Origin of the sequence: Bradyrhizobium sp. C9, from assembly GCF_002532045.1 — a bacterium.
GTDB lineage: Bacteria > Pseudomonadota > Alphaproteobacteria > Rhizobiales > Xanthobacteraceae > Bradyrhizobium.
Genome location: NZ_NWTG01000001.1, coordinates 1,093,366 through 1,118,789, shown reverse-complemented (window position 1 = coordinate 1,118,789; position 25,424 = coordinate 1,093,366). Strand labels below are relative to the sequence as shown.

Here is a 25,424-nt window from a genome sequence, read left to right as displayed (position 1 = left end):
CGCGATCAGAGCATCGTGGACCAGGAGTAAGAGCGAGTGGCAGGGCGGCAGCGGATAGACCGCGTCAGGCGCCAATACAATCAATGGGTCGCCAACCAGACGCTGGAAGACTACGCGCTGCGCTTCACCGCCAAGAGCGCGCGGCGCTGGTCCGCCGCCCGGGTCGCCAACACCGCGCTCGGCGCGATCTCGTTCCTGGCGCTGGAGGCGATCGGCGGCACCATCACGCTGAACTACGGCGCGATGAACGCATCCGCCGCGATCCTGGTCGTCAGCGTCATCATCTTCCTCTGCGGGTTGCCGATCGCCTACCATGCCGCGAAAAGCGGCATCGACATCGACCTGCTGACCCGCGGCGCCGGCTTCGGCTATATCGGCTCGACGATCACCTCGCTGATCTACGCTTCCTTCACCTTCATCTTCTTCGCGATCGAGGCCGTGATCCTGGCCAGCGCGCTCGACATGTGCTTCGGCATCCCGCGGCCGATCGGCTACCTGATCAGCGCGGTCGTGATCATTCCGCTCGTCGTCTACGGCATCACGCTGATCAGCCGCTTCCAGCTCTGGACCCAGCCGCTGTGGGTGATCCTCCACATCATGCCGTTCGCGGCGATCGCCTGGGCCAATCCGCATTCGTTCACCGAGTGGCGCAAGTTCGCCGGCGAGCACGGCGACCCCGCGGGCAACCTCGATCTCCTGCTGTTCGGCACGGCAGCCTCGGTCGTGTTCGCGCTGGTGGCGCAGATCGGCGAGCAGGTCGACTTCCTGCGCTTCCTGCCGCGCGACCGCCGCACCTCGCGCAAGGCGTGGTGGATCGCGCTGCTCAGCGCCGGTCCCGGCTGGATCGTGCTCGGCGCGCTCAAGCTGCTGGCCGGCTCGTTCCTGGCTTTCTTCGCGCTCAGCCACGGCGTCTCCGCCGAGCACGCGGCCGAGCCCGCGAACATGTATCTGGAAGCCTTCCGCTACGTGCTGTCGCAGCCGGATCTGGCGATGGCGCTGACCGGGACGTTCGTGATCCTGTCGCAGGTCAAGATCAACGTCACCAACGCCTATGCCGGCTCGATCGCCTGGTCGAACTTCTTCTCCCGCCTCACCCATTCGCATCCCGGCCGCGTGGTGTGGCTGGTGTTCAACGTCGTCGTCGCGCTGCTGTTGATGGAGATCGGCGTCTACAAGGCGCTGGAGCAGACGCTGGCGCTCTACTCCAATGTCGCGATCGCCTGGGTCGGCGCGCTGGTGGCCGATCTCGTCATCAACAAGCCGCTCGGTTTGCGGCCGCAGCATATCGAGTTCAAGCGCGCCCATCTCTGCGACATCAATCCGGTCGGCGTCGGTGCGATGACGATTGCGACCGTGGTCTCGATCAGCGCGTTCTACGGCCTGTTCGGCCCGACCGCGAAGGCGCTGTCGGCCTTCGTCGCGCTCGCGGTGGCCTTCATCGCCGCTCCGCTGATTGCGTGGGCGACCGACGGCAAGTATTACATCGCACGCAAGCCGAAGCGGAGCTGGCAGAACCTTGAATCGATCCAGTGCTGTATCTGCGAGCATGCGTTCGAGCCCGAGGACATGGCCTCCTGTCCGGCCTATGCCGGCCCGATCTGCTCATTGTGCTGCTCGCTCGACGCCCGCTGCCACGACCTCTGCAAGCCGCACGGGCGGATCGGTGCGCAAGTCTCGGACGCCCTGGGCAAGGTAATGCCGCAGCCGATCTACGCCCGCATCAACTCGCAGCTCGGCCATTACCTCGGCGTGTTCGCGGTCTCGGCCGGCCTCGTGGCGCTGGTGCTCGGCCTGATCTACCTGCAGACCACCGCGGCCGTGCATGCCAACGAACTATTGGCCGACGTGCTGTGGAAGGTGTTCTTTGCGCTGACCCTGATCATCGGCGTCGTCGCCTGGCTGTTCGTGCTGGCGCAACAGAGCCGGCGTGCCGCGGAAGACGAAACGCGCCGGCAGACCACGCTGCTGATCCAGGAGATCGACGCCCACAAGCGCACCGACGCCGAACTGCAGCGCGCCAAGGAAGTCGCGGAGGCCGCCAATCTCGCCAAGAGCCGATACGTCGTCGGCCTCAGCCACGAGCTCCGCTCGCCGCTGAATGCGATCTCCGGCTACGCGCAGCTGCTGGAGCAGGACGACAGCCTCCCGGTGCGGCCACGTGGGCAAGTGCGCGTGGTCCGCCGCAGCGCCGATCATCTGTCGGGTCTGATCGACGGCATTCTCGATATCTCCAAGATCGAAGCCGGCCGCCTCTATCTGTCTCGCGACGAGGTGCGGCTGAACGATTTCCTCGAGCAGCTGGTCGGCATGTTCCGCCTGCAAGCTGCGGCAAAAGGCATCGACTTCGTGTTCAGGCGGCCGGCCGTGCTGCCCGTCGTGGTCTATGCCGACGAGAAGCGGCTGCGGCAGATCCTGATCAACCTGCTCTCGAATGCGATCAAGTTCACGCAATCCGGCAAGGTGCAGTTCGTGGTGCATTACCGCAGCCCGGTCGCCGAGTTCGAGGTGATCGATACCGGGCCGGGCATCCAGCCCGACGACCTCGAGCGGATCTTCGCCCCGTTCGAGCGCGGCGCACTGGGCGTCAGCCAGCCGCAGACCGGCACCGGGCTCGGCCTCACCATCAGCCGCCTGCTCGCGGGCGTGATGGGCGGCGACATCAAGGTCCTGAGCACCGTTGGCACGGGCAGCACCTTCCGCGTCAAGTTGCTGCTGTCCGAGGTCACCAATCCGCGTCGCGATGCGCCGGTCGATGCTCCCGTGTACGGCTACCACGGACCGCGCAAGACCATCCTGATCACCGACGATGACCCGACCCACCGCGATCTGCTGCGCGAGATCCTGGCGCCGCTCGGTTTCATCCTGCTCAGCGCAGCGGACGGGCCGGGCTGCCTCGCGCTCGCCCAGCATTGTCGGCCGGACATGTTCCTGCTCGATATCTCGATGGCAGGCATGGATGGCTGGACAGTCGCCGAGACCTTGCGCTCCGAAGGCCATCACCAGGCACGAATCCTGATGATCTCGGCCAGCGCGCTGGAGGCCCATGGCGCGCCGCTGGCGCAGCCGTTCCACGACGGCTATTTGATGAAGCCGATCGACATCCCACGGCTGCTGGAGAGTATCCGCCAGCTGCTCAAGATCGAGTGGCAATATGAGGCCGAGCAGATTCCCCCCCCGCAATGGAAGCCCGACGCGGGTTCGCGCCCACCGCTGAAATATGTCGAAGAGCTGATCAGCCTCGGCCAGCTCGGCTATATCAGGGCGATCCAGCTCAAGCTCGACGAGATCGGCAACGAAAGTCCCGAACATGCCGATTTCGTCGGCCAGATGCGCACGCTGATCGACCGGTTCGATCTTGATCAATATATGGCGACGTTGAAAACATTGCACAGCTATGACCATTGAACAGCGAAAGCGCGACGTCGCGCTCGTCGTCGACGACTCGCCCGAGACCTTGCGCCTGCTGACCGACGCGCTCGATGGCGCCGGCATGACCGTGATGGTCGCGCTCGACGGCGCCTCCGCGATGCGCATCGTCGACCAGATCACCCCCGACATCGTGCTGCTCGATGCCGTGATGCCCGGCATGGACGGCTTCGAGACCTGCCGTCGGCTGAAGCGCGACGCTGGCCTCGACGGCGTCCCGATCATCTTCATGACGGGATTGGCCGAAACCGAGCACATCGTGCGCGGGCTGGAAGCCGGCGGCGTCGATTATGTCACGAAGCCGATCGTGATCGAGGAAATGCTGGCGCGCATCCGGGTCCACCTCGCCAATGCACGAATGACCCAGAGCGCCCGCGCCGCGCTCGACGTCTCCGGCCGCTATCTGCTCGCGGTCAACAGCTCGGGCGCACTGCTATGGGCGACGCCGCAGGCACAGCGACTGCTGTCGGATACGCTCGCCGACGCCGCCGACAATTTCGTGCTGCCGGAGCCGATGCCGCAATGGCTGGACCAGGCGCAGAAGGGCAAGACCGGAGCGAAGACCGCGACCGTGGCGTCATTCCCCGGCAACGAGCAGCTTCGGCTGCAATTCATGGGCAAGCTCGGGCCCAACGAATTCCTGCTGCGGCTGGCCAAGGACACCAGCGGCGACATGCCGGCCGAGTTCTCCAGCGAGCTCGGCCTGACCACCCGCGAGGGCGAGGTGCTGTCCTGGCTCTCCAAGGGCAAGACCAACCGCGACATCGCGCAGATCCTTGGCTTGAGCCCACGCACCGTCGACAAGCACCTGGAGCAGATCTACGCCAAGCTCGGCGTCGAGAACCGCACCGCCGCCGCCGCGATCGCGGTCAACGCCAGGCATCGCAAGTCGTAGCTCCCAGCTTCGCTGCCGGCGCACGTCCGGAAATGGCCAATCGCCTCGGACCGTGACAGGATGGGCCGTATCGCTCATTCCTGTGGAGAATGGCCATGGATCGTCTGGCGGCGATGGAGACGTTCGTGCGGGTGGTCGAGACCGGCTCGTTCTCCGGAGCGGCGCGGCAGCTCCGGGTCGGCCAGCCGGCGGTCTCGAAATCGGTCGCGCAGCTCGAGGAGTTTCTCGGGGTCAAGTTGCTCACGCGTTCGACCCATGGCCTCACCCCGACCGAAGCGGGGCTCGGCTACCTCGAGCGCGCCAGGCGCGCGCTTGAAGAGGCGGCCGAGGCCGAGATCGCGGCGCGCGGCGCCGGAGCCGGGCTCAAGGGACGATTGCGGATCTGCGCCGCGGTCACCTTTGCCCGCATCCATCTCATTCCGATGCTGCCGAAGTTTCTTGCGCAGCACCCGGAGCTGGAGCTCGAAGTCGTGCTCGACGACCGCCAGATCGATCTCGTGCAGGAAGGCATCGACGTCGCGCTCCGGATGGGCAAGATGACGGATTCGACGCTGACCGCACGCCGCGTCGGGAGATGCAAGCGCCTCGTGCTGGGCACGCCGGCCTATTTCGACCGCGCCGGCACGCCGGCCACGCCGAGCGAACTGAGCCGGCACCAGGCCGTCGTCTATCTCCGCGAGGGCAGCGTGTGGTCGTTTCAGCGCGAGAGCACTGAACTCGCCGTCACGGTGCGGAGTCGATTGCGGGTGAGCGCCGCCGAAGGTGTGCGCGCTGCGGTGCTCGCCGATGCCGGGCTCGCGATCGCCTCGGAATGGATGTTCACCCCCGAACTCCAGGCGGGAGTCGTGCGCGCGGTCCTGCCGGAGTGGAGCCTGCCCGCGCTCGATCTCTGGGCCGTGCTTCCGACCGGGCGCGCCGCGACTGCCAAGGCCCGCGCATTCGTCAACTTCTTCGAGCGCAGCTTCAATGCATGACGCGCCATCCGGTTGAAGCGGTTCGCGCTTATTCCGATGGGGAATAAGCGCTAGTCCGACGGCAGCGCTACCCTGCGCGGCTATCTGCTTTAGCTTCCTGCGTGTGATTTCAACAAACGGACGGCGCTGCCGTCCACCACGCGGAAGCCAAGGAGAACCGCCATGTCGCTGCAAGCCAAGCTCGACGCTTTCAAGGCCGATTTCGAAGCCGGAAAGCCGCCCTACAACGTTCCGCCAGCCGTCATCGAGATCATGCACCGCGCCACCGCGGAGCTGATCGCATCCGGTGCCGCCCAGCGCGCCAAGAAGGCGGGCGATGTCGCCCCTGCCTTCTCGCTCCGGGATCCCGACGGCACTATCGTCAACTCGGCCGACCTGTTGACACGCGGTCCGCTGGTGCTCAGCTTCTACCGCGGCGTCTGGTGCCCGTATTGCAACATGGAGCTGCAGGCGCTGGAAGCCGCCAAGCCGGAATTCGACAAATACGGCGCGTCGCTGGTCGCGATCTCGCCGCAGACCGCGCCGAACAGCCGGAAGTCGGTGCGACAGAACAAGCTCTCGTTCCCGATCCTGTCCGACGCAAAGGGGCAGATCGGCGACGCGTTCGGACTGCGCTTCCATCTGCCCGACTATCTGGTCGAGCTCTACAAGCAGCTGAAGAACGATCTGCCGACCTTCAACGACGATCCGAGCTGGACGTTGCCGATGCCGGCCCGCTACGTCATCGGACAGGACGGCGTGATCCTCTACTCGGAAGTGAACCCCGACTATACCCGCCGCCCGGAGCCCGAGGACATGATCGCAGTTCTCCGGCAGGCAGCCGCCGTGAAGGCATGACAGCGCGCAGTGCGGCCGGTGGCGATCGCCCATCGGCCGCTTTTCTCTTGCAGGTCATTCGTGCGCCGCCGGCGAACTCCCATTCGGATCTGCCGGTGTGCTCGGTGCGGCCAACACATCCTCTCCGGAGTGCTGCACCTTTCGCCACTGCGCCGGTGTCACGCCCATATGGCTCTTGAACGCGCGCTGAAATGCGGCCTCGGACTGGTAGCCGACCATCTCCGCGACGGCGCCGGTCGAAAGCGACGATCTCTTCAACTCGTTCGCCGCAAGCGTCATCCTGATATCGGTGAGCAGATCGCTGGGCGATCGCCCGAGCTTGTCCTGGAACTGCCGTGCCAGCGTGGCGCGCGACATGTTGCAGAGACGCGCAAGCTCCGGCAGCGACCAGGCGCGCGCGGGCTGGTTGAACATGGCCGCCACCGCCGGCGCAAGGCGGGGATCGCCGACCAGTGCAAGCAGACCGTGTGACCTGTCGTCGGTCTCGCTCGCAAGCCGCAGCACCAGCGCAAACATCGCCGTGGACAGCGCGTCCAGCATGGCACGGCCGCCGAGATGATCGTCGGCCGTTTCGCTGCGCATCAGGGACACGAGGCCGGCGAGCCGTGCGGCCGTGCCCTTTCCCATCCGCGGGCCGGCATGCACGACAAGACGCGGCGGAAGATAGGTGCGCAACAGACGGTCGTGCGGCGGTGCAATCGCGAAGTGTCCGCACAGCAAATCAAGCCGCTCGTCCGAACCCAGGTTCTCGCTGATGGTGAAATTCTGTGCCGCCCGGTTGCGCGCCGGCAGCGGTGTCGCGCCGCTGCCGTCATGCATCACGTGTCGCGGGTTGCCGGGCAGCAGAAGAATGTCGCCGGTCTTCAGCAGCAACGGCCGGCCGCCTGCGGGATCGTCCAGGATGGCCGAGCCGGCAAGCACCGCATGATAGGGGATCTCGTTGGTTGCGCCCGGCCCCTGGTCGATGCGCCAGGGCACGCTGTAGCTGCAACGCAGGTCGAGCCGCCCACGCACCGGCATCATCTCGAATAGCCGGCTGAGCCAATCCATGGCCAATCCCCCGAGGCAGCTCATTGAGACGATTGAGCATATAATCGAGCAATATGAACATTCAATGTCTCAGACCGCGATCCTATCGTCACTCCGCAATCGTTCACCACCCCAAACAAGGAGTGCCACCATGTCCCGTCTCTCAGTTCCCAATCTCGAAACCGATACCGGCCCGTCGGGCCAGATCTACGCCCAGATCAAGAAGACGGCCGGCAGCGTCCCGAACGCCTACGCGGCAATCGCCGCCCATGGTCCGGCCGCGCTCAAGTCGATGCTCGCGGCCGATGCGGTGCTTGCCAGCGGCAGCCTTTCCAAGCGCGATCGGGAGATCATCAAGCTGGTGGTCAGCGCCGCCGGCGGCTGCGACTACTGTGTCGCCGCGCATTCCCATCTCGCCAAGCTCGCCGGTGTAAAGGCAGACGCGCTGAAGCAGATCCGCGACGGCGCGCCGACCGGTGATGCCAAGTCCGATGTGCTGATCGGCTTCGTCCGCAAGCTCGCACGGTCGAGCGGCACCGTCAGCGCCGAGGACTTCGCCGCGATCAAGGCCGCCGGCTACAGCGACGCGCAGCTGGTCGAGATCAGCCTGGCGTTTGCGACCATCGTGTTCACCAACGTCTTCAACCGCATCAACGACACCGACATCGACTTCCCCGCGGTCGCCTAGAGCGACCGAACGATGTCACACGAAGGGATCACGACCATGACCACGCTTACCAACACCACACGGAATCCGTTTGTCCACGCGCTCTACCGGTCCGGCCTGCTCGCGGATGATCTCGACTATCACGTCGTCCGCGCCGCGATGGTGATCATGTTCCTGTTCTTCGGCTACCAGAAATGGTTTCCGTACGAATTCGAACGGCTGGTCCCGTTCATCAGCAACGGGCCGCTGATCTGGTGGCTCTATCCGGCGTTCGGCCATGCCGGCGCCAGCTACTTCCTCGGCGCATCGGAGTGGACATTCGGCTCGCTGCTGCTGGCAGGGTTCTGGGACAAGCGCCTCGGCGTGCTCGGCGCCCTCGGCTCCACCGGCACCTTCATCGCCACCGTCACCATCATCCCGTTCATGCCTGATGGTTGGGACGTTGCCGCCGGTGGCTTCCCTGCAATGACCGGCAACGTGCCCTTCCTGATGAAGGACGTCGTCCTGCTCGCCGTCTCGCTCTACCTGCTGAGGCAGGACGTGGTTCGCCTGACGCGGCAATAGGTGGCCCGCTGATGGCGATGGATCGCCGGCGAACCTCGCGCTCGCCGGCGACCGTGCGTTGATCGGGGAAACCGCGGGCGTTGCGACATCGCCGCCATTGTTGCGGTGCAGGCAAGGTCAGATCGTGCTTCGGCGTTACGCCATAAACTATTGCCGAGTTTGCGGAATGCGTTGCAGTTGCCGGTCCGTTCCTGCGGGATCGGGTTAGCGGTGCGGAATGTTCAAGCTGGATCGCGTCGGCATTGCCATGCAGGAATGATCGGTCGCTCTCCCGGCCATGACCATAGTTCTGCCGTGCGGTCTAGGTTACAAAATACCGCCGGTGTTGTTCTGGGGTGGGTTGATGAAGAAGGACGACGTCACGTGTCCGCGCTGCGGGGCTGGATTCCGGCGCCTTGAGCTGTCGTCCGGATCGGGAAGCAAGGGCGAGTATCGCTGCCCGGTCTGCGAGACGACCCTCGAGCAGTTCGGTGGCGACAAGCTCGTGGCCTACCGCCTGACGATCCAACCCTCGATTCGCGGGCTGAAGACCGGATAGCCGCCCTGCGGCGTGGACTCCCGACGCAATGCCGCGCTCACGATCGCCGCTTGAGGACATAGCTGTCCATAATCCAGCCGTGCCGCTCACGCGCATCCCGGCGCGCGACGACAATGCGAGGGCTGACCTCGGCCAGTTCGCCCGCCATGAGGATCTGATCGGGCATACCGAGATAGGCGCCCCACCAGATCTCTAAGCCCTCCGGATCCAGCGTCTGGAATGCCGCACCGCCATCGAGCATCACGACGATGGTGTCGACGCCGGGCGGCCAGCCGCTCTCGCGGAGCCGCCGGCCCGTCGTGACCAGGAACGGCTCGCCGATCTCGTTGAGCGGCAACGCATGCGCCGCGCACAGCGCCTGGATCGACGTGATGCCCGGGATCACCTCGATCGACGGCAACGGATCGAGCCGTTGCGCGATCCGCAGGCTTGAATCATAGAGCGAGGGATCGCCCCAGATCAGCAGGGCGACGCGCCCCCCGCCGCCGAGATGGCGCGCGATCTCCCGTGACCAGGTTGCGGCGACCGCATCGTGCCAATCGTCGACGCCCTTGCGATAGTCCTCCTCACCGGCGTCACGCCCCGGCAGGTCGAACTCGGCAATGCGCGTGCTGTCGTTGTCCAACGCTTCTGCGCAGATCGTTCGGCGCAAGTCCGCGAGATCCGACTTCGCGGTCCCCTTGCGCGGGATCAGGATCAGGTCGGCGGCATTGATGGCGGCCATCGCTGCAAGCGTGAGCTGCCGCGGATCGCCGCAACCGATACCGATCAGGGACAGCGTCAGCATGGCCGCATCAACCTTGCTCCGGTGCCAGCGCACCGAACAGAATGACGGCAGCCGCGGTAGCAGCGCCTGCCTGCGTCAGCCGTTCGGCGAGCTCTGCGATTGTGGTGCGGATAAGCCGCTCGTCGGTGTGGCCGAGCGACTCCGCGAGCAGCGCAGGCGTGTCGGGGGAAAGGCCATGCGCGATCAGCTTCGCGGCCAACGCCGGAAAGGTGCGCCGGCCCATATAGACGACGGTGGTGGCCTCGGGATCGGCCAGCGCCGCCCAATTCAAATCCGCCGGCAACTCGCCGGTGACATCGGCGCCGGTCACGAACTGAACCCGGCGCGAGGTCAGCCGTCGCGTCAACGGAATGCCGGCTTGCGCTGCCGCGACCGAGGCCGAGGTCACGCCGGGAATGATCTCGTAGCCGATACCGGCCGCGCGCAACGCCTCGATCTCCTCCTCGAGCCGTCCAAAGATGCCGGCGTCACCGGATTTCAGCCGCACCACGCGCACGCCCGCCGCCGCGTAGTCGACCAGCAGCCGGCTGACATGATGCTGCTTCGCCGAGAGGCGGCCGGCGCGCTTGCCGACCGCGACGAGATTGGCGCCGGAGCGCGCGAGATCGAGGATCGCGCCCGAGGCGAGGTCATCATAGAGAACCACGTCGGCCGCGCGCAGCCGCGCGGCCCCTTTCATGGTCAGGAGCTCGGGATCGCCGGGGCCGGCCGAAACGAAGGAGACGAATCCGCTCACCGGTCCTCCGCAATCAGATGAAAGAATGTACCCGTTGCGTTGCCGCGCCGCGATCCGGTCTCCGCCACGATCGCCCCGGTCGCATCGCGCACCACCGCGAGCGGCGTGTCCGGCTGCGCGATGATCGTCGAGTAGTGAAACTCGTGGCCGCGCAAGCGTGCCCCTGGCCCGTGTCCGGGCATCGCAGCGGCAAGCTCGGCGAGCCGGTAGCCCAGATGCATGCGCCGCTTGGCATAGCTGGTCTCAAGGCCGAGCAATCCCGCCATCGCGTGGCGCACGCCTTCGGCATCGGTCAACGCGGTGCCCAGCACCATGTAGCCGCCGCACTCGCCATGCACCGGCTTCGCCTCGGCAAAGGCGCGCAACTGGCCCAGAAACCGCATGTTGGAAGCAAGCCGTGCGGCATGCAGCTCGGGATAGCCGCCGGGCAACCAGCACACATCGGCGTTCGCGTCGGGGCCTTCGTCGGCGAGCGGTGAGAACGTCACGATCTCGGCGCCGGCCGCGCGCCAGGCTTCCAGCATATGCGGGTAGACGAAGGAGAATGCAGCGTCGCGCGCGAGCGCGATGCGCTGGCCGGGCGGCGTGATGTCGAGGCTGCGCACGGCCGATTGCGGCGACCAGTCGCGCGCCGATTTCAGCACGGCATCAAGGTCGACATGCTCGGCAACGAAGCGTGCGGCCTCGTCGATCAGACCATCGATCTGAACCTGCTCTTCAGCCTGCACCAGGCCGAGATGACGCTTCGGCAAGGCGATCTCGGCGTGGCGGGGCAGCGCCCCCAACACCGGAATGCCCGCCCCCGCCATGGCACTGCGAACCAGCGCTCCGTGCCGCGCACTGGCGACACGGTTGAGAACGACACCGGCAAGTCGCACGCCGGGGCGAAAATCGCGCAATCCGGCCGCAACTGCCGCCGCCGTCTGCGCCTGGCCGGAGGGGTCGATCACCAGCAGCACCGGCCATCCCATCATCTCGGCAATATCGGCGGTGGCGCCGGTACCCGAGACGCCGCGGGTTGCAACGCCGTCAAACAGACCCATCGAGCCTTCGGCCAGCACGAGATCGGCGTCTGCACCGCGGCCAGCCAGATGCGCGATCGCCTCGCGCGCCATCGCCCAGCTATCGATGTTGACGGATGGGCGTCCTGTTGCGACGGCGTGAAAGGCGGGATCGATATAGTCAGGCCCACTCTTGAGGCACTGCACCTTCAGCCCGCGATTGCGATAGGCGCGCGCTAGCGCCAGGGTCAGCGTCGTCTTGCCGACGCCCGATGCCGGCGCCGAGATCACGAGCCCCGCGGTCATTGCGATGATCCTGGCGACGATCCCGGAAAGCGCGGTTCTGCGCCGACCGGCCGGTAACGGCGGTCGTAGTCGGCCGCATAAAGGCGACTCTCGGCGAATTCGCCGGCGCCGAGCGTCTTGCCGACCAGGATGAGCGCAGTGCGTTCGAGCTCGGGGCCGACCGCGGCGTCGAGCGTCGCAAGCGTGGCGCGCATGATGCGCTGCTCCGGCCAGCTCGCGCGCCAGACGATCGCCACCGGACAGTCAGCGCCATAATGCGGCATGAGCTCGGCGACGACCTTGTCGAGCAGATGGATCGACAGATGGATCGCAAGCACCGCGCCGGTCGCGGCAAACGCCGCCAGCGTCTCGCCATCAGGCATCGCGCTCGCCCTGCCCGGGGTGCGCGTCAGCACCACCGATTGCGCAAGACCGGGCAGCGTCAGCTCGGCCTCCAGGGCCGCCGCAGCTGCCGCGAAGGCCGGCACGCCGGGCGTGACCGAATAGGGAATCTGCAACGCGCGCAACCGGCGCAGTTGCTCGCCCATTGCCGACCAGATCGAGAGATCGCCCGAATGCAGCCGCGCGACGTCCTTGCCTTCGGCATGCGCCGCGGCGAGCTCGGCGATGATCTCGTCGAGCGACATCGATGCCGTGTTGACGATGCGCGCATCCTTCGGGCAATGCGCCAACACGCCCTCGGGGACCAACGATCCGGCGTAAAGACAGACCGGGCAAGAGGCGATGAGATCGCGGCCGCGCAAGGTCAGGAGATCGGCGGCGCCCGGCCCTGCGCCGATGAAATGCACCGTCATTCGCCGTCTCCTTCTGCAATCGCCGCAGTGGCCATCCGATCCTGCGACACGGCCCTCGCTGAAATCAGGCGTGCGCCGCGCCCAGCGGCCGCCACCGCGGCGGCTTCGGCAACCGATCCCGTTCCGAACCTGGCGTTGATGAGTTCGGACTGTGTCGCGGTTTCTATCTCGGCCAACATCGCGGCGGGAATGCCCCGGATCGGCAATCCGAGTTCCTGCGCCAGCGCCTGCAACGCCACAGCATCGGCCTTGTCGCTCACCGTCGCAACCGCCGCAAGGCCGTTGGGCCCGCCGGCGGCGTCGAGCGCTTCGCGCAAGGACGCGACACTGGCATTGTTCCTGAATCCCAGACCCGCGACCTTCATCGGACCGCGCTCCATTGCACGATCGGCCGCGCCGCCTTCCAGGAGCGGTACCGGCCCAACGGCTCGGCCTGCGCGATCTCCACGCGCATCAATTCGCCACCGTGGCGCCGATGCAGATCGGCAAGCAGCGCCTCGGTCTCCAGGGTCACCGCATGCGCGACCAGCCGCGTTCCCGGCGCGATGCGCAACCAGATCGCATCGAACATATCGGCATCGAGGCCGCCACCGATGAACACGGCATCGGGCGCTTCGAGGTCCGACAGAATGCCGGGCGCCTTTCCTTCGATGACCGTCATCCGATGCGTCAAACCGAAGCTCGCCCCATTGCTGCGGATGTTGGCGGCCCGTTCGCCGCGGGCCTCGACCGCAATCGCCGTCCCGCCGCAGAGCGCCCATTCAATCGAGATCGAGCCCGAGCCGGCGCCGACGTCCCACAGCCGCTCGCCGGGCCGCGGCGCAAGCGCCGACAGCGCTAGCGCGCGGACCGGCCGCTTCGTCAGTTGTCCGTCATGCACGAAGAGCGTGTCGGGAAGACCTGAGCTGCGCGCGATCCCCTGCACTCCCGCTGCCTCCAGCGCAACCGCGACCAGGCTGTCGCTGGAATCGCCGGCATAGCTGTCGGCGCGATGCTGCGTGATGGATTCACGCGGTCCGCCCAGCGCCGAAAGCGTCCACACCGCCGACGGACCCCAGCCGTGATCCGTGAGCCATTGCGTGAGATCGGACGCCGCGCTGCCATCGCGTACCAGACAGACGATCCGTGCACCGCGCGACAGATGCGGTAGCAGCCGTTCGAACGGAGCGGCATGGAGGCCGAGACAGGCGACATTCTCGAGCCGCCAGCCCAGACGCGCGGCGGCCAGCGAGAATGTCGACGGCGCGGAATGCGCGATCCACTCGCCGACCTGCAGCTTCCCGACAAGGCTTCCGCCGACGCCATGCCAGAACGGATCGCCCGAGGCGAGAACAACAGTCGGTCGCCCCCGGCATTCGAGCACAATGTCCGCATCGAACGGCACCGGCCAGGCGCAGCCGCGGTCGGTGATCCCGGCCAGCGCGAGATGCCGTTCGCCGCCGAACACCGTTTCAGCTTCACCAAGCGCCTTTCGGCTTGCGTCGGAGAGGCCGGCAAGGCCATCTTCGCCGATACCGATGATGGTCAACCACGGATTACCCATGATGCGCGCCCTGATCCTGGGCGGAACGGCCGACGCCAGTTCGCTTGCCGCGACCATCGCGCGCGCGAGCATCGACGCGGTCTATTCCTACGGCGGGCGCACCGCAGCGCCTGCCGAACAACCGCTGCCGACGCGGATCGGCGGCTTCGGCGGCGTCAGCGGTCTTGCCGACTACCTGCGTCGCGAAGGCATCACGCATGTGATCGATGCGACACATCCCTTCGCGGCCGAGATGAGCCGCAACGCGATCGCCGCCTGCGCGCAAACCGCAACGCCGCTGCTCGCGCTCGAACGTGCGCCCTGGGACAAAACATCCGGCGATCGCTGGATCGAGGTCGCGGACGTTAGCTCCGCGGTCGCGGCGTTGCCGGACAGCCCCGCCCGCGTGTTCCTCGCGATCGGCCGCCAGCATATCGCACCCTTCGGCAGCCGGCCGCAGCATGCCTATACGTTGCGGTTCGTCGACCCGCCCGGGCAAGCGCTGCCCCTGCCCGATGCCGAAATCATCGTCTCGCGCGGCCCATTCACGCTCGATGGCGAGCTCGAGATGATGCGTGCGCGCTCCATCGAATGGATCGTCGCCCGCAATTCCGGCGGAAGTGGCGCGCGCGCCAAGATCGACGCCGCCCGCGCGCTCGGCCTTCCTGTCATCATGATCACGCGGCCGCTGCTGCCCGAGCGGCCGCGGGCCGAAAGCGTGCGCGAGGTGATGGCATGGCTGGGTCATCGGACCTGCCTCGGCGCATAGACCCAGCGGCCGACCCGCCGCGTCGTCGAATTGCAGACGATCACAAGCGTGCGCATATCGGCCATCTCGGGCTTGGCGTCGCGCAGTTCGACGGTCTCGATGCGCTGCTCAGGGGTACAGACGGCGCGGGCGAAAATCACGATGCGCTCGCCGCAACCTGCCTCCTTCAAGATCTCGAGCGTCCGCGCAAAGCCTTCCGGCCGGCTGGCCGAGCGCGGATTGTACATCGCAATCGCGAAATCGGCCTCGGCTGCGAGCCGCAGGCGCTGCTCGATCAGAGGCCATGGCTTGAGATTGTCAGACAGGTTGATCGCGCAGAAATCATGACCGAGCGGCGCGCCGGCGCTCGCCGCCGCTGCCAGCATCGCGGTCACGCCGGGCAGAACGCGGATCGGCAGGTCGTGCCATTGCGGCGCGTTCTCCAACGCCTCGAACACGGCAGACGCCATCGCAAACACACCCGGATCGCCTGAGGACACCACAACGACATGCCGTCCCTCCGACGCCAGCCGCAACGCTTCACCGGCGCGCTGCAGCTCCACGCGATTGTCCGAGGGATGCAGCGTGAGGCCGTCGCGCGGCTGCACGCGGGTCACATAGGGCGCATAGCCGACGATGTCGGTCGCCATCGCAAGCGCAGCTGAGACCTCCGGGGTGATCAGCGCCTCGTCGCCCGGCCCCAGTCCCGCAATGGTCAGCGTGCCGGTCATTGCGCGACCTCCCTGCGCTGCCCCCGCCCGTGCACCAGCACGATCGCAAAATACGGAGCGTCGGCCTCGCCGAGATCGGCGAGCCGCGCGACCCGCTGATCGGGCATGGTGCCGCGTTCGACGAGCCACGCATCGTCGAGGCGGCCCGCAGACGCGAGCGCGCGGCGGATCTTCGGCAGATTGCGGCCGGTCTTCATGACGACCAGCGCGTCGGAGCTGTGCATCCGCTGCGCCAGTTCGGCCTCCGGCAGCGTGCCCATCAGAACGGTCGTGACATCGTCAGCAAGCGCGATCGGCCGGCCGACCGCATTCCAGCAACCGACCATGCCGGGAATGCCGGCGACCACCTCGATCTCGACGCGTCCCTGCAGGCGCGCATGCAGGTGCATGAACGAGCCGTAGAAATAGGGGTCGCCTTCGCACAGCACGACGATGTCGACGGCGCGCGCAAGCCGCGCCAGGCGCTCGGTCCATTCGTCGTAGAACCCGGCGAGCAGCCGCGCATAGTCCGGACTGTCGAACGCGATCTCCGTCGTGACCGGATATTCCATCGGATATTCGCTGACGCCGGCGGCGAGCATGCCTTCAACGATGCGGCGTGCCTGCCCCAGCTGCCCCTTCTTGCGAAAATAGGCGACATGCTGCGCCGCGCGCACCGTCCGGTCGGCGCGTACGCTCATCAGGTCGGGATCGCCTGGGCCGAGACCGCAGCAGATGATGCGTCCCATCGCTATTCGCTCCGGCTCGCCAGCGCGTTGACGGCGGCGACCGTGATCGCCGAACCACCGAGACGCCCCTCGACCGTCAATGCCGGCACCGGCGGCGCGGCCATCAGCGCCGCCTTGGACTCGGCGGCTCCGACAAAGCCGACCGGGCAGCCGATGATCGCCGCCGGTCGCGGACAGTCGGGGTCCTCCAGCATGTTGAGCAGATGGAACAGCGCGGTCGGCGCGTTGCCGATCGCGACGATGGCCCCGGCCAGATGCGGCCGCCACAGCTCGAGCGCCGCCGCGGAGCGCGTGTTGTGCATCGATTGCGCGAGTTCGGGAACCTTGACATCACCGAGCGTGCAGATGACGGCGTTGCCGGCCGGCAGCCGTGCGCGCGTGATGCCCTCCGACACCATGCGCGCATCGCAGAGGATCGGCGCGCCGTTCTGCAAGGCTACCCGTGCGCTTGCGGCCATACCCGGCGTGAAGCGGACATGTTCTTCCAGGCCCACCATGCCCGCGGCATGAATCATGCGCACGACCACCGGTTCCTCGTCGGGCGTAAACCGGGCGAGATCGGCCTCCGACCGGATCGTCGCAAAGGACTGACGATAGATCGCCGCACCATCGGTCTCATAGACGTGCGGCATCAATGGCCTCCCATTAGCGCGGCGGGATTTGCGAGGAGGTCCGAACGGGTCAGCCCGCGCAGGACCGGCACATCCCGCGTGGTGCCGCGACGGATCAGGTCAAAGCCCTCGCCTGACGCAACCAGAGTGACGTCAGCCGAACCGGACTGGGCACAGCCCTTGGCGCAGCCCGACACGTGAAGCCGGGCATCGGCCGGGACAAACGATGCAAGCGCCGATGCCAATGCACGCGTGTCGGCATGCGCCTCACCACAGCGCGGCGCGCCGCTGCAAGCGATCACGCGGAGCGCCGGATCGTTGGGATCAGTGACGAGATCCGCCCCACGGGGCATCTCATGCAACCCCTCAACCAGCACCATCCGCCACGGCGTCATGCGGAGAGCCTGCGCGCAGCCGGCGAGATGGCCGAGCGTCTGCTGCGTCAATTGTCCGAAGGCTACGCCAACCAGCGCTCCAGTCCGATGGAGGCCGGGCACAGGATCTGTCGATCGAGCGACGGGCTCGGCGTCGCCGCGAAGCGACTGCGGCAAGCTCGCACCGCCGGCCAGATGAGCTGCCATCCGCCGTTTCTCACCCCTGGCTCCGCCGGAGGCGACGAACCATTCGACCAGCGCCAGCGCGACCGGCACGGCCTCGCTCCGCGCGACGGCAAGCCCGAATTGTGCGCCGTCGGCACGCACCAGCAGTCCGCCGTTGCGATCGCGCTCGATCCTGATATCCGCCGATGCGCCAGCGAGCACACGCTTGCTGCCGTCATCGATCGCGAAGCCGAACTTGGTCGGAAGATCGGGCGACGCGCCGGCGAGCGCCCGTTCGAGCTCGGCCGCGAGCGACCGCGTGTCGTCATCGGGCGTCCAGAACGGCGTCACCAGAATGTTGCGCTGCGCCTCGGTATCCGAATCGGCGTCCAGCAAGCCGAGTTCGGCGAGCCCATCGATCAGGAGCGGATAACCCTCATCGCTGACGCCGCGGATCTGGAGATTGGCGCGGCTGGTCAGATCCATCAGGCCGTTGCCGTATCTTGCCGCCAGCTCGGCGATTCCCGTGGCCTGCCTCGCCTCTAGCCGTCCACCGCGCGGGCGGATGCGCACCACGAGGCCGTCGCCCGACTGCATCGGCCGCAGCGCGCCGGGACACCAGCCCTTGATCGCGATGGCGCTCATGAAGCCTCCTGCAGCGCGGCCGCAATCGAGTTGCGCCGGGTCTGCCAGAGCGACGCTTCATGCAATCGGGTGAAGCAGGTTTCGATCGCAGCCAGCGCTGCCGCGTTCTCGCGCGCCATGAAAGCGCGAACGTCGTCATTGCCGAGCGTCGCGTCGTAATAGAGGTCGAACAGATGCGGCGGCACCGCGCCGGCAAGATGCGCGAACGCCGCCATATGCTCCAGCGTCGCCGCGATCTCGGCGGCGCCGCGGAAGCCATGGCGCATCATGCCGGCGATCCAGGCAGGATTGGCCGCGCGCACCCGCACCACCCGCGAGATTTCCTCGGTCAACGAGCGGGCATGCGGCTGATCCGGCCGTGTCGCATCGAGGTGATAGAGCGACGGGACTTTTGCACCTAGCCGCCGCGCCGCCGCAGCGATACCGGCCTCATGCGCGGCATAGTCCGCCGCCAGCAGCAGATCGGTCTCCGGCAAATCCTGGGTATGGACGAAGCTGTCGGCAGCAGCGAGCCTCGCCTCGATGCCGGCGCGGTCGGGTCTGATCTCGCCATCGGATGCAATGGCCCAGGACGATGCCGACAGCCAGGCTTCGCCGGCCGCCTCGCGCGCCTCCGCCGTGAAGACATCAGGCACCGCCGCAATGCCGGCGCCGTAGTGTCCTGGGCGAGGCCCGAACACGCGCGATATGCGCTGCCGGTAGGGATTTTCATCGCCCTCCTCGCTGCGCTCGGACAACGCCTCGGTCGCCGCTTCGAACAACTGGGCAAGGCCCGAGAAGACATCGCGGAACAACCCCGACACCCGCAGCGTCACGTCGATGCGCGGCCGGCCGAGCTCTGCCGGCGCGATGATGTCGTAGCCCGACACCCGGCCCGATCCATGATCCCAGCGCGGCGCGATGCCGGCGAGATGCAGCGCCATCGCAAAATCTTCGCCGGCGGTGCGCATCGTCGACGAGCCCCAGAGATCGACGACGAGCCCTTTCGGCCAGTCGCCGTGATCCTGCAAGTGACGGCGTAGCAGCTCCTCGGCGAGCTTCACGCCTTGCGCATGCGCGGACGGCGTCGGCACCGCGCGCGGATCGACCGCGAACAGATTGCGTCCGGTCGGCAGCACGTCGCTGCGGCCGCGATAGGGCGAGCCCGACGGCCCCGGCGCAACGCGCCGGCCGGCGAGCGCATCGCGCAACGCCGCCTTCTCCGCTTCGCCGCAAGCGCCCTGCCCGAACACATGCAGCCCGTCGCCGAACTGGCTTTCCTTGAGATCGCAGACGAAGCGATCGATCTGCGGAATCGCCTCGGCCGCGGAGACTGACGCGGCGAGACCGAGATCGTCCTCCAGCCCGGCGATGCGCGCTTCCTCGCGGATCGCGGCAATCAGGCGCTGCCGCCGCGCCGGATCGAGACCGTCCGCGGTCGAATACTCATCGAGCAAACGTTCGAGATTGCGCAAGCCCTCCGGCATCGCGGCCGGCGCCAGCGGCGGCGGCAGATGGCCGATCGTCACGGCACCGATCCGGCGCTTGGCCTGCGCGGCCTCGCCGGGATCGTTGACGATGAAGGGATAGACCACAGGCAGATCGCCGGTCAGCGCTTCCGGCCAGCACGCGGATGACAGCGCAACCGACTTGCCGGGCAGCCACTCCAGGGTGCCATGCGCGCCCATGTGGACGACGGCATCGATGCCCTGCTGCCTGAGCCACAGATGGAACGCAACATAGGCATGGCGCGGCGTGCGCGAGAGATCGTGATAGTCGGCATCGCGCTGACCGAGCTCGCCGCGTTCGGGCTGAACCGCGATGATCGACTTGCCGCTCCGGATCGCCGCGAAATGAAATGCGCCGTCGCGGCAATCGGGATCATCCTCCGGCGCGCCCCATGCGCGCGCAAGATCGTCCTGGAGCTGCTGCGGAAGGCCGGAAAGTGCTGCGCGATATTCGCCGATGCTCCAGGTCAATTTCTGTCGCAAGAGGACATCGCCCGGTGAAGTCACCGGCTCAACGTCGAAATCGGCGGCGGCAAGATCGGCCAGCAACACCTCCACCGAGGCGAGCGCATCGAGCCCAACGGCATGCGCGATCTGGTGCGGACGTCCCGGATAATTCGAGAGCACGAGCGCGAGCTGCTTGTCCTGCGCCGGCCTGCCGGCAAGCCGATGCCAGGCCGCGACGCGTGCGACGATCGCCGCGACGCGCTCGGCATCCGGCCGGTGCGCAAGATGCGCGAATTGCAGATCGGGATCAAGCTCGCCCGGTTGCTTGAAACTCACGACACCCGCGAACAGGCGACCGTCAACCTCCGGCAGCACCACATGCATCGCGAGATCGCCGGGCGACAGGCCGCGGAGCGACGAGGTCCAGTCCTCGCGCCGCGCCGTCGACAGAGCGACCTGGAACACCGGACACGATGCAGCATCGAATGGCGTCGTGCCGTCGCCACCGGCCGCGGAGAACGCGGTCAGATTGACGATAGCCGCCGGCGGGCACTGCGCGAACTGAGCGCGCAGCCAGTCGGCCACGCCCGCCGCCTTCAGCGAGGTGACGAACACGCCCTGGGCATCGAATCCCTTGTCGCGCAACGCATCGATCAGTGCATCGACCGGCGCGGTGTCGCCGGCCGCGAGATACGAGCGATAGAAGGTCACCAGCACTCGCGGCCGGCCATTCGATGCCGGCAGCGCCGCGACGGGGCCGCGACGCGAATCGTAGACGCCGATCTCGGGAAGATCGATCTCACCGACGACCGGCCCGGCATAAAGTCCGGACGCCAGCGCCAGTTGCGCGATCACCGCCTGTGCGGCCACCGGACCGCCCTTGTCGCACAGCACCTTCAGGCGGCGCAGCGTCGAGACCGGCAAGGTCGAGAATTCATCCAGCCGCAAATCGTCGCGGCCGTCTGCCGGCAACACGACCAGAGCGATGCCGCGCTCCTTCGCCAGCCGATGCACCGCGGCCAGCCCGTACGACCAATAGGGTTCGCCGCCGATCAGACGCACCAGGATGCCGCGCGCGTGCGACAATGTCCGCTCGATATAGGTATCGACCGACAGCGGATGGCGCAGCTCGGCGAGATTGGCGAGCCGTAGTGACGGCAGCGCGGCGCGGCCCCGCCGCCAGCCGGCCGCGAACGCGGCGAGATCGCTGTCGGAAAACGACAACACCACGAGATCGGCCGGATCCTGGCCGAGGTCCCTTGGTGTCGCGGTCTCCTCAAGGCCGCGGCTCTCGCGGAAGACGACGTGCATCAGACACCTAGTCGCGCCCTGATCGCGGCTTCATCGATATCGCCGTGCTCGCCGATCACGACGAGCTTCGACTGTCTCGTCCGCACGCCCCAGGGCATGTCGAACTGATGCCTCACCCGCTCGCCGACCGATTGCACCAATAGCCGCATCGGCTTGCCTTCAACCGCGATGTAGCCCTTCGCGCGCAGCACGTTCTGCTCGCGCGCCAGCGCCTTGATCGAGGCGACCAGCGCATCGACATCAACGATCTCCGGAAGATCGATCACCACGGAATTGAAATCGTCGTGCTCGTGTTCCTCTTCGCCGTCGTGATGCGATGGCCGCGACGCGAGGTCATCCTCTGCCGCCGCTTCAAGACCGAGGATCACGCGGGCATCGATCGCGCCGTCGACGATGGGCAACATCGGCACCTCGCGCGGCATTTCCGCCGCAATCACCTCTTTGGCCGCTTTGATCCCCTCCGCTCCGGCGAGATCGGCCTTGGTCAGCAGCACAATGTCAGCACAGGCGATCTGGTCCTCGAACACTTCCGACAGCGGCGTCTCGTGATCAAGGTTCTCATCGGCCGCGCGCTGCGCATCCACCGCGGCCACATCAGGCGCAAAGCGGCCGGCGGCAACGGCCTCCGCATCGGCCAGCGCGACCACGCCATCGACCGTGATCCGCGAGCGGATCTCGGGCCAGTCGAACGCCTTCAGCAGCGGCTTCGGCAGCGCGAGGCCCGATGTCTCGATCACGATGTGATCGGGCTTCACCGGGCGCGCGAGCAGCTGCTCCATCGCCGGGATGAAATCGTCGGCAACGGTGCAGCAGATGCAGCCATTGGCGAGCTCGACGATGTTCTCGGTCGGACAATTGGCGTCGGCGCACGACTTCAGGATGTCGCCGTCGACGCCTTCGCTGCCGAATTCGTTCACCAGCACCGCGAGCTTCTTGCCGTTGGCATTGCGGATCAGATGCTGGATCAGCGTCGTCTTGCCGGACCCGAGAAAGCCGGTCACGACGGTGACCGGAATCTTGGCGAGCGTGGTCATTCTGCAGCCTCCGGCACGACGGGAAGAGGTGGAATACGGGCAAGCGACTGCTTGCGAAAGATTTCGGGGCGGCTGCGCCACGGCACGATGCCGTCGGCCGCGGCGGCATAGGCGGTAGCGCCGGCGATCACATCCTTGGCATTCGCTTCGGACAGGCGGCCGTAGACATAAGACCACCGCCCCGGCGCGCTGAGTGCGACCGAGCAGCCCTGGCTGCAAGCCGACAGGCATTCGACGGGAACCAGGTTGACGTGAGCGGGCACGCCGGCCTCGACAAGCGCGGCATGCAGGCGCGCACCGGGCGCGATCTCACCTTCCGCGAGCGTCTGGCCCGCGCGACAGGTGATACAGACATGAAGTGTAACGCTCATCGCCCTTCCTGGATTGACTGCGGGAAGCGATGAGGCACACGAACCTGACGTGAACAGGCTCGTTCCCCGTCGCGGAACACCCCGTCCGCCGGTCTCAAACACACTGCGTCGGCAGGTCTCCCGGCTTGCGGAGCAGGATTTCTCCCTTGATGCCCACCTTCCCGACTCCATCAGGGAATCAGTGGCTTGGGCATCTCTCCGGTCACGGTCGCGGGGGCGGCTGCGCTTTGGGCAAACCTTGCGGTCCGAGCCCTATCGCATTCCCTCTTCGCCTGTCGTAGGACAGGAACCAACGCGGGGTCACCATTCGGCCTAGCCTCGCACTTGTCAAGCCGAAGGAACGTGATGATTTCTGATGGAAACGACGCTGAGGACGGCGCCGTCGGCACCGACCCTTCATTGGATGCGCGCCATGCGGCCAAGATGGCGAAAAAGAAGGTCGCCCGCGACAAGATCATGGCGACCAAGAGCGGTGAAAAGGGCCTGATCATCGTTCATACCGGCGCCGGCAAAGGAAAATCCTCCTCCGCCTTCGGCATGATCGTGCGCTGCGTGGCGCACGGCTTTCCCTGCGCCGTGGTGCAATTCATCAAGGGCGCCTGGGATACCGGCGAGCGCCGCCTGCTCACCGGGCATTTCGGCGACCTCTGTCAGTTCCACGCCATGGGCGAAGGTTTTACCTGGGAGACGCAGGATCGCGCCCGCGACATCGCGGCAGCGCAGGCCGGCTGGGAAAAGGCCAAGCAGCTGATCGCGGATCCGAGCCTGCGCATGGTCGTGCTCGACGAGATCAACATCGCACTTCGCTACGACTATCTGGCGATCGCCGATGTCGTCGACTTCCTGACCAATTCGAAGCCGCCGATGACACATGTCGTGCTCACCGGGCGCAACGCCAAGGACGAATTGATCGAGATTGCCGACCTCGTCACCGAGATGACATTGGTGAAGCACCCCTTCCGCTCCGGCATCAAGGCCCAGCCGGGCGTTGAGTTTTGATGCGATAGTCGATCATGGCGCGCGCATTGATGATCCAGGGAGCCGGCTCGGACGTGGGCAAATCGCTCATCGTCGCCGGCCTCGCGCGTGCCGCGCGACGACGTGGGGTGCGCGTGCTGCCCTTCAAGCCGCAGAACATGTCCAATAATGCCGCCGTAACCATCGATGGCGGTGAGATCGGACGCGCGCAGGCCTTGCAGGCGCTCGCCGCCGGCGTCGAGCCGCACACCGACATGAACCCGGTGCTGCTGAAACCGGAAACCGATGTCGGCGCGCAGGTCATCGTGCACGGCAAGCGGATCGCGACCGCCCGCGCGCGCGAATATGCCACCATGAAACCATCGCTGATGGGCGCGGTGCTGGAGAGTTTTGGACGCCTGAAGCAGCGCGCCGACCTGGTGCTGGTCGAAGGCGCCGGCAGCCCGGCCGAGGTCAATCTGCGCAAGTCCGATATCGCCAATATGGGCTTTGCACGCAGGGCCGACGTGCCCGTGGTGTTGGTCGGCGACATCGACCGTGGCGGCGTGATCGCGCAGCTCGTCGGCATCAAGACAGTGATCGACCCCGAGGATGCCGCGATGATCCAGGGTTTTGTCATCAACAAGTTCCGCGGCGATCCGACGCTGTTCGACGACGGCTACCGCCTCATCGAAGCCCGGACCGCGTGGCGCGGTTTTGGCGTGCTGCCCTGGTTTGCTCGCGCCGGCGAGCTGCCGGCCGAAGACGCGCTCGGGCTCGGCGAGGCGCGCAAGCCCGGCCAGTGCAAGATCGCGTTTCTGGCGCTGTCGCGGATCGCCAATTTCGACGATCTCGATCCGCTGAAGCTCGAGCCTAGTGTCGATCTCGTGATGGTGCGGCCGGGCGAAGCCATTCCGGGCGACGCGCGCCTCGTCATCCTGCCCGGCTCGAAATCGACCCGCGGCGATCTCGCTTTCCTGCGCGCGCAAGGCTGGGACATCGACCTGCTGGCGCATCATCGCCGCGGCGGCCACATCCTCGGCCTGTGCGGCGGATACCAGATGCTTGGGCGAAGCGTCGCCGATCCCGACGGGATCGAAGGTCTCGCCGGCGAAACGCGCGGGCTCGGGCTGCTCGATGTCACGACCGTCATGACCGAACAGAAGACGCTGACCCGCGTCAGTGCGGTGCATGCTGCGACCCATCAGCCGATCAGCGCCTACGAAATCCACATCGGGCGCACCGACGGCCCGGATCGCGCGCGGCCTTTCTCAATGCTCGACGGCTCGCCGGAAGGCGCCATGTCGCGTGACGGGCGCGTTCACGGCAGCTATCTGCACGGCCTGTTCACCTCGGACGAATTTCGCAAGGCGTTCCTTGCGCAGCTCGATATCCCCGCGGCGGATCAGCCGTACGGCGCCAGGGTCGAGAGCGCGCTCGATGCGCTTGCCGAGCACATCGAGACCCATCTCGATGTCGGGGGCCTGCTCGCGCTGGCGCGCTAGCGCTGAATGAAATCAGCTCGAATAGCGACGGCGCTGTGCTCCCTCTCCCGTCTTCAGAGGGATCGAGACGAGCGAAGCTCGCTTTCGGGCAGGCGTACGTGCGCCTGATTTCGGAATCTTGGAAGAATATCCGTGAGTTGCCTCAAGTCGCCCGGTCGAATGCCGGCCTTTGCCGGCTACTGTGCATGGGGTTGTTTTCGATATTTTGGCGAGCGACTGCCCCGCAAGTGACCG

The 25,424-nt window shown here is 66.7% G+C and carries 24 protein-coding genes and 1 riboswitch; of the genes, 10 read left to right on the top strand and 14 right to left on the bottom strand.

The annotated features are described in order from the left end of the window. Positions 1-36: 36 nt before the first annotated feature. The 4 genes from CO675_RS04880 (at position 37) to CO675_RS04865 (ending at position 6,132) form a co-directional block, all read left to right on the top strand. Positions 37-3,405, top strand: a complete 3,369-nt coding sequence (locus tag CO675_RS04880; RefSeq protein WP_097670822.1) for a hybrid sensor histidine kinase/response regulator — start codon at positions 37-39, stop codon at positions 3,403-3,405. Beyond that, positions 3,395-4,321, top strand: a complete 927-nt coding sequence (locus tag CO675_RS04875) for a response regulator transcription factor (RefSeq protein ID WP_097670821.1) — start codon at positions 3,395-3,397, stop codon at positions 4,319-4,321. The genes CO675_RS04880 and CO675_RS04875 overlap by 11 nt, the downstream gene beginning before the upstream one ends. Before the next feature lie 95 nt (positions 4,322-4,416). Continuing rightward, positions 4,417-5,295, top strand: a complete 879-nt coding sequence (locus CO675_RS04870) for a LysR family transcriptional regulator (protein ID WP_097670939.1) — start codon at positions 4,417-4,419, stop codon at positions 5,293-5,295. Between the two features lie 162 nt (positions 5,296-5,457). Next, complete coding sequence (locus tag CO675_RS04865; protein ID WP_097670820.1) at positions 5,458-6,132, top strand: peroxiredoxin-like family protein; 675 nt, start codon at positions 5,458-5,460, stop codon at positions 6,130-6,132. Between the two features lie 54 nt (positions 6,133-6,186). Here the strand turns inward: CO675_RS04865 and CO675_RS04860 are convergent, their stop codons facing one another. Beyond that, the gene (locus tag CO675_RS04860) at positions 6,187-7,182 is read right to left on the bottom strand and encodes an AraC family transcriptional regulator (RefSeq protein ID WP_097670819.1); all 996 of its coding nucleotides are present in this window, start codon (positions 7,180-7,182) and stop codon (positions 6,187-6,189) included. A gap of 130 nt (positions 7,183-7,312) precedes the next feature. Between CO675_RS04860 and CO675_RS04855 the strand changes: the two genes are divergently transcribed. The 3 genes from CO675_RS04855 to CO675_RS04845 all read left to right on the top strand — a co-directional run bounded on the left by CO675_RS04855 (position 7,313) and on the right by CO675_RS04845 (position 8,930). Continuing rightward, positions 7,313-7,849: a carboxymuconolactone decarboxylase family protein gene (locus tag CO675_RS04855; RefSeq protein ID WP_097670818.1), complete on the top strand. Its 537-nt coding sequence runs from the start codon at positions 7,313-7,315 to the stop codon at positions 7,847-7,849. Positions 7,850-7,885: 36 nt separating this feature from the next. Then, positions 7,886-8,392, top strand: a complete 507-nt coding sequence (locus CO675_RS04850; protein ID WP_097670938.1) for a YkgB family protein — start codon at positions 7,886-7,888, stop codon at positions 8,390-8,392. A gap of 343 nt (positions 8,393-8,735) precedes the next feature. Then, on the top strand, positions 8,736-8,930 hold the full coding sequence (locus tag CO675_RS04845) for a hypothetical protein (RefSeq protein WP_097670937.1): 195 nt from the start codon (positions 8,736-8,738) through the stop codon (positions 8,928-8,930). A 37-nt stretch (positions 8,931-8,967) separates the two neighbouring features. Here the strand turns inward: CO675_RS04845 and cobF are convergent, their stop codons facing one another. Genes cobF through cbiE form a run of 6 tightly spaced genes read right to left on the bottom strand, consistent with a single transcriptional unit; the run spans position 8,968 to position 14,097 of the window. Beyond that, positions 8,968-9,717 (bottom strand): precorrin-6A synthase (deacetylating), encoded by a 750-nt coding sequence (gene cobF / locus CO675_RS04840; protein WP_097670936.1) that lies wholly within the window; start codon positions 9,715-9,717, stop codon positions 8,968-8,970. A gap of 7 nt (positions 9,718-9,724) precedes the next feature. Continuing rightward, positions 9,725-10,453 carry a uroporphyrinogen-III C-methyltransferase gene (gene cobA / locus CO675_RS04835; RefSeq protein WP_097670817.1) on the bottom strand — a complete coding sequence of 243 codons (729 nt, stop codon included), beginning with the start codon at positions 10,451-10,453 and terminating at the stop codon, positions 9,725-9,727. Further along, positions 10,450-11,760, bottom strand: coding sequence for a cobyrinic acid a,c-diamide synthase CobB (locus CO675_RS04830; RefSeq protein ID WP_097670816.1), 1,311 nt, complete (start codon positions 11,758-11,760; stop codon positions 10,450-10,452). The genes cobA and CO675_RS04830 overlap by 4 nt, the downstream gene beginning before the upstream one ends. Then, positions 11,757-12,554 carry a precorrin-4 C(11)-methyltransferase gene (cobM, locus tag CO675_RS04825; RefSeq protein WP_097670815.1) on the bottom strand — a complete coding sequence of 266 codons (798 nt, stop codon included), beginning with the start codon at positions 12,552-12,554 and terminating at the stop codon, positions 11,757-11,759. The genes CO675_RS04830 and cobM overlap by 4 nt, the downstream gene beginning before the upstream one ends. Then, positions 12,551-12,919, bottom strand: coding sequence for a cobalamin biosynthesis protein (locus CO675_RS04820; protein ID WP_198964475.1), 369 nt, complete (start codon positions 12,917-12,919; stop codon positions 12,551-12,553). The genes cobM and CO675_RS04820 overlap by 4 nt, the downstream gene beginning before the upstream one ends. Continuing rightward, complete coding sequence (gene cbiE, locus CO675_RS04815) at positions 12,916-14,097, bottom strand: precorrin-6y C5,15-methyltransferase (decarboxylating) subunit CbiE (RefSeq protein WP_097670813.1); 1,182 nt, start codon at positions 14,095-14,097, stop codon at positions 12,916-12,918. The genes CO675_RS04820 and cbiE overlap by 4 nt, the downstream gene beginning before the upstream one ends. On the opposite strand from cbiE, the gene CO675_RS04810 reads away from it, so the two are divergent. Continuing rightward, a complete protein-coding gene (locus CO675_RS04810; RefSeq protein WP_097670812.1) occupies positions 14,096-14,845 on the top strand; it encodes a cobalt-precorrin-6A reductase in 750 nt (249 codons plus the stop codon). The genes cbiE and CO675_RS04810 overlap by 2 nt on opposite strands. Here the strand turns inward: CO675_RS04810 and cobJ are convergent. From cobJ to CO675_RS04775, 7 genes are read right to left on the bottom strand one after another with little or no spacing between them, the layout of a single operon-like run. Continuing rightward, entirely contained in the window at positions 14,821-15,555 is a 735-nt protein-coding gene (gene cobJ / locus CO675_RS04805) for a precorrin-3B C(17)-methyltransferase (RefSeq protein WP_097670811.1), read from the bottom strand. The two genes, CO675_RS04810 and cobJ, sit on opposite strands and share 25 nt — an antisense overlap. Then, the gene (locus CO675_RS04800) at positions 15,552-16,283 is read right to left on the bottom strand and encodes a precorrin-2 C(20)-methyltransferase (protein ID WP_097670810.1); all 732 of its coding nucleotides are present in this window, start codon (positions 16,281-16,283) and stop codon (positions 15,552-15,554) included. Before CO675_RS04800 ends, cobJ begins: the two co-directional genes overlap by 4 nt. A 2-nt stretch (positions 16,284-16,285) precedes the next feature. After that, the gene (locus tag CO675_RS04795) at positions 16,286-16,915 is read right to left on the bottom strand and encodes a precorrin-8X methylmutase (protein WP_097670809.1); all 630 of its coding nucleotides are present in this window, start codon (positions 16,913-16,915) and stop codon (positions 16,286-16,288) included. Then, on the bottom strand, positions 16,915-18,078 hold the full coding sequence (cobG, locus tag CO675_RS04790; RefSeq protein ID WP_097670808.1) for a precorrin-3B synthase: 1,164 nt from the start codon (positions 18,076-18,078) through the stop codon (positions 16,915-16,917). Before cobG ends, CO675_RS04795 begins: the two co-directional genes overlap by 1 nt. After that, positions 18,075-21,323 carry a cobaltochelatase subunit CobN gene (gene cobN / locus CO675_RS04785; protein WP_097670807.1) on the bottom strand — a complete coding sequence of 1,083 codons (3,249 nt, stop codon included), beginning with the start codon at positions 21,321-21,323 and terminating at the stop codon, positions 18,075-18,077. Before cobN ends, cobG begins: the two co-directional genes overlap by 4 nt. Next, the gene (cobW, locus tag CO675_RS04780; RefSeq protein ID WP_097670806.1) at positions 21,323-22,357 is read right to left on the bottom strand and encodes a cobalamin biosynthesis protein CobW; all 1,035 of its coding nucleotides are present in this window, start codon (positions 22,355-22,357) and stop codon (positions 21,323-21,325) included. Before cobW ends, cobN begins: the two co-directional genes overlap by 1 nt. Next, positions 22,354-22,728 (bottom strand): DUF1636 family protein, encoded by a 375-nt coding sequence (locus CO675_RS04775; protein ID WP_097670805.1) that lies wholly within the window; start codon positions 22,726-22,728, stop codon positions 22,354-22,356. Before CO675_RS04775 ends, cobW begins: the two co-directional genes overlap by 4 nt. A gap of 93 nt (positions 22,729-22,821) precedes the next feature. Beyond that, a riboswitch (cobalamin riboswitch) is annotated at positions 22,822-23,037 on the bottom strand. A gap of 36 nt (positions 23,038-23,073) precedes the next feature. On the opposite strand from CO675_RS04775, the gene cobO reads away from it, so the two are divergent. Continuing rightward, positions 23,074-23,727 carry a cob(I)yrinic acid a,c-diamide adenosyltransferase gene (gene cobO, locus CO675_RS04770; protein ID WP_097670804.1) on the top strand — a complete coding sequence of 218 codons (654 nt, stop codon included), beginning with the start codon at positions 23,074-23,076 and terminating at the stop codon, positions 23,725-23,727. Between the two features lie 14 nt (positions 23,728-23,741). Continuing rightward, positions 23,742-25,190 carry a cobyric acid synthase gene (locus tag CO675_RS04765; protein ID WP_097670803.1) on the top strand — a complete coding sequence of 483 codons (1,449 nt, stop codon included), beginning with the start codon at positions 23,742-23,744 and terminating at the stop codon, positions 25,188-25,190. Positions 25,191-25,424 lie beyond the last annotated feature (234 nt).

What these genes read in the sequence shown, in the direction of transcription:
- cobG (WP_097670808.1), bottom strand. Translation starts at nt 18,078, where the DNA reads ATGAGCGCCATCGCGATCAAGGGCTGGTGTCCCGGCGCGCTGCGGCCG.
- CO675_RS04845 (WP_097670937.1), top strand. Translation starts at nt 8,736, where the DNA reads ATGAAGAAGGACGACGTCACGTGTCCGCGCTGCGGGGCTGGATTCCGG.
- cobN (WP_097670807.1), bottom strand. Translation starts at nt 21,323, where the DNA reads ATGCACGTCGTCTTCCGCGAGAGCCGCGGCCTTGAGGAGACCGCGACA.
- CO675_RS04775 (WP_097670805.1), bottom strand. Translation starts at nt 22,728, where the DNA reads ATGAGCGTTACACTTCATGTCTGTATCACCTGTCGCGCGGGCCAGACG.
- CO675_RS04810 (WP_097670812.1), top strand. Translation starts at nt 14,096, where the DNA reads ATGATGCGCGCCCTGATCCTGGGCGGAACGGCCGACGCCAGTTCGCTT.
- cobJ (WP_097670811.1), bottom strand. Translation starts at nt 15,555, where the DNA reads ATGACCGGCACGCTGACCATTGCGGGACTGGGGCCGGGCGACGAGGCG.
- CO675_RS04765 (WP_097670803.1), top strand. Translation starts at nt 23,742, where the DNA reads ATGGCGCGCGCATTGATGATCCAGGGAGCCGGCTCGGACGTGGGCAAA.
- CO675_RS04870 (WP_097670939.1), top strand. Translation starts at nt 4,417, where the DNA reads ATGGATCGTCTGGCGGCGATGGAGACGTTCGTGCGGGTGGTCGAGACC.
- CO675_RS04795 (WP_097670809.1), bottom strand. Translation starts at nt 16,915, where the DNA reads ATGCCGCACGTCTATGAGACCGATGGTGCGGCGATCTATCGTCAGTCC.
- cobM (WP_097670815.1), bottom strand. Translation starts at nt 12,554, where the DNA reads ATGACGGTGCATTTCATCGGCGCAGGGCCGGGCGCCGCCGATCTCCTG.
- CO675_RS04830 (WP_097670816.1), bottom strand. Translation starts at nt 11,760, where the DNA reads ATGACCGCGGGGCTCGTGATCTCGGCGCCGGCATCGGGCGTCGGCAAG.
- CO675_RS04855 (WP_097670818.1), top strand. Translation starts at nt 7,313, where the DNA reads ATGTCCCGTCTCTCAGTTCCCAATCTCGAAACCGATACCGGCCCGTCG.
- CO675_RS04875 (WP_097670821.1), top strand. Translation starts at nt 3,395, where the DNA reads ATGACCATTGAACAGCGAAAGCGCGACGTCGCGCTCGTCGTCGACGAC.
- CO675_RS04850 (WP_097670938.1), top strand. Translation starts at nt 7,886, where the DNA reads ATGACCACGCTTACCAACACCACACGGAATCCGTTTGTCCACGCGCTC.
- cobW (WP_097670806.1), bottom strand. Translation starts at nt 22,357, where the DNA reads ATGACCACGCTCGCCAAGATTCCGGTCACCGTCGTGACCGGCTTTCTC.
- CO675_RS04860 (WP_097670819.1), bottom strand. Translation starts at nt 7,182, where the DNA reads ATGGATTGGCTCAGCCGGCTATTCGAGATGATGCCGGTGCGTGGGCGG.
- CO675_RS04800 (WP_097670810.1), bottom strand. Translation starts at nt 16,283, where the DNA reads ATGGGACGCATCATCTGCTGCGGTCTCGGCCCAGGCGATCCCGACCTG.
- cobF (WP_097670936.1), bottom strand. Translation starts at nt 9,717, where the DNA reads ATGCTGACGCTGTCCCTGATCGGTATCGGTTGCGGCGATCCGCGGCAG.
- CO675_RS04865 (WP_097670820.1), top strand. Translation starts at nt 5,458, where the DNA reads ATGTCGCTGCAAGCCAAGCTCGACGCTTTCAAGGCCGATTTCGAAGCC.
- cbiE (WP_097670813.1), bottom strand. Translation starts at nt 14,097, where the DNA reads ATGGGTAATCCGTGGTTGACCATCATCGGTATCGGCGAAGATGGCCTT.
- CO675_RS04820 (WP_198964475.1), bottom strand. Translation starts at nt 12,919, where the DNA reads ATGAAGGTCGCGGGTCTGGGATTCAGGAACAATGCCAGTGTCGCGTCC.
- cobO (WP_097670804.1), top strand. Translation starts at nt 23,074, where the DNA reads ATGATTTCTGATGGAAACGACGCTGAGGACGGCGCCGTCGGCACCGAC.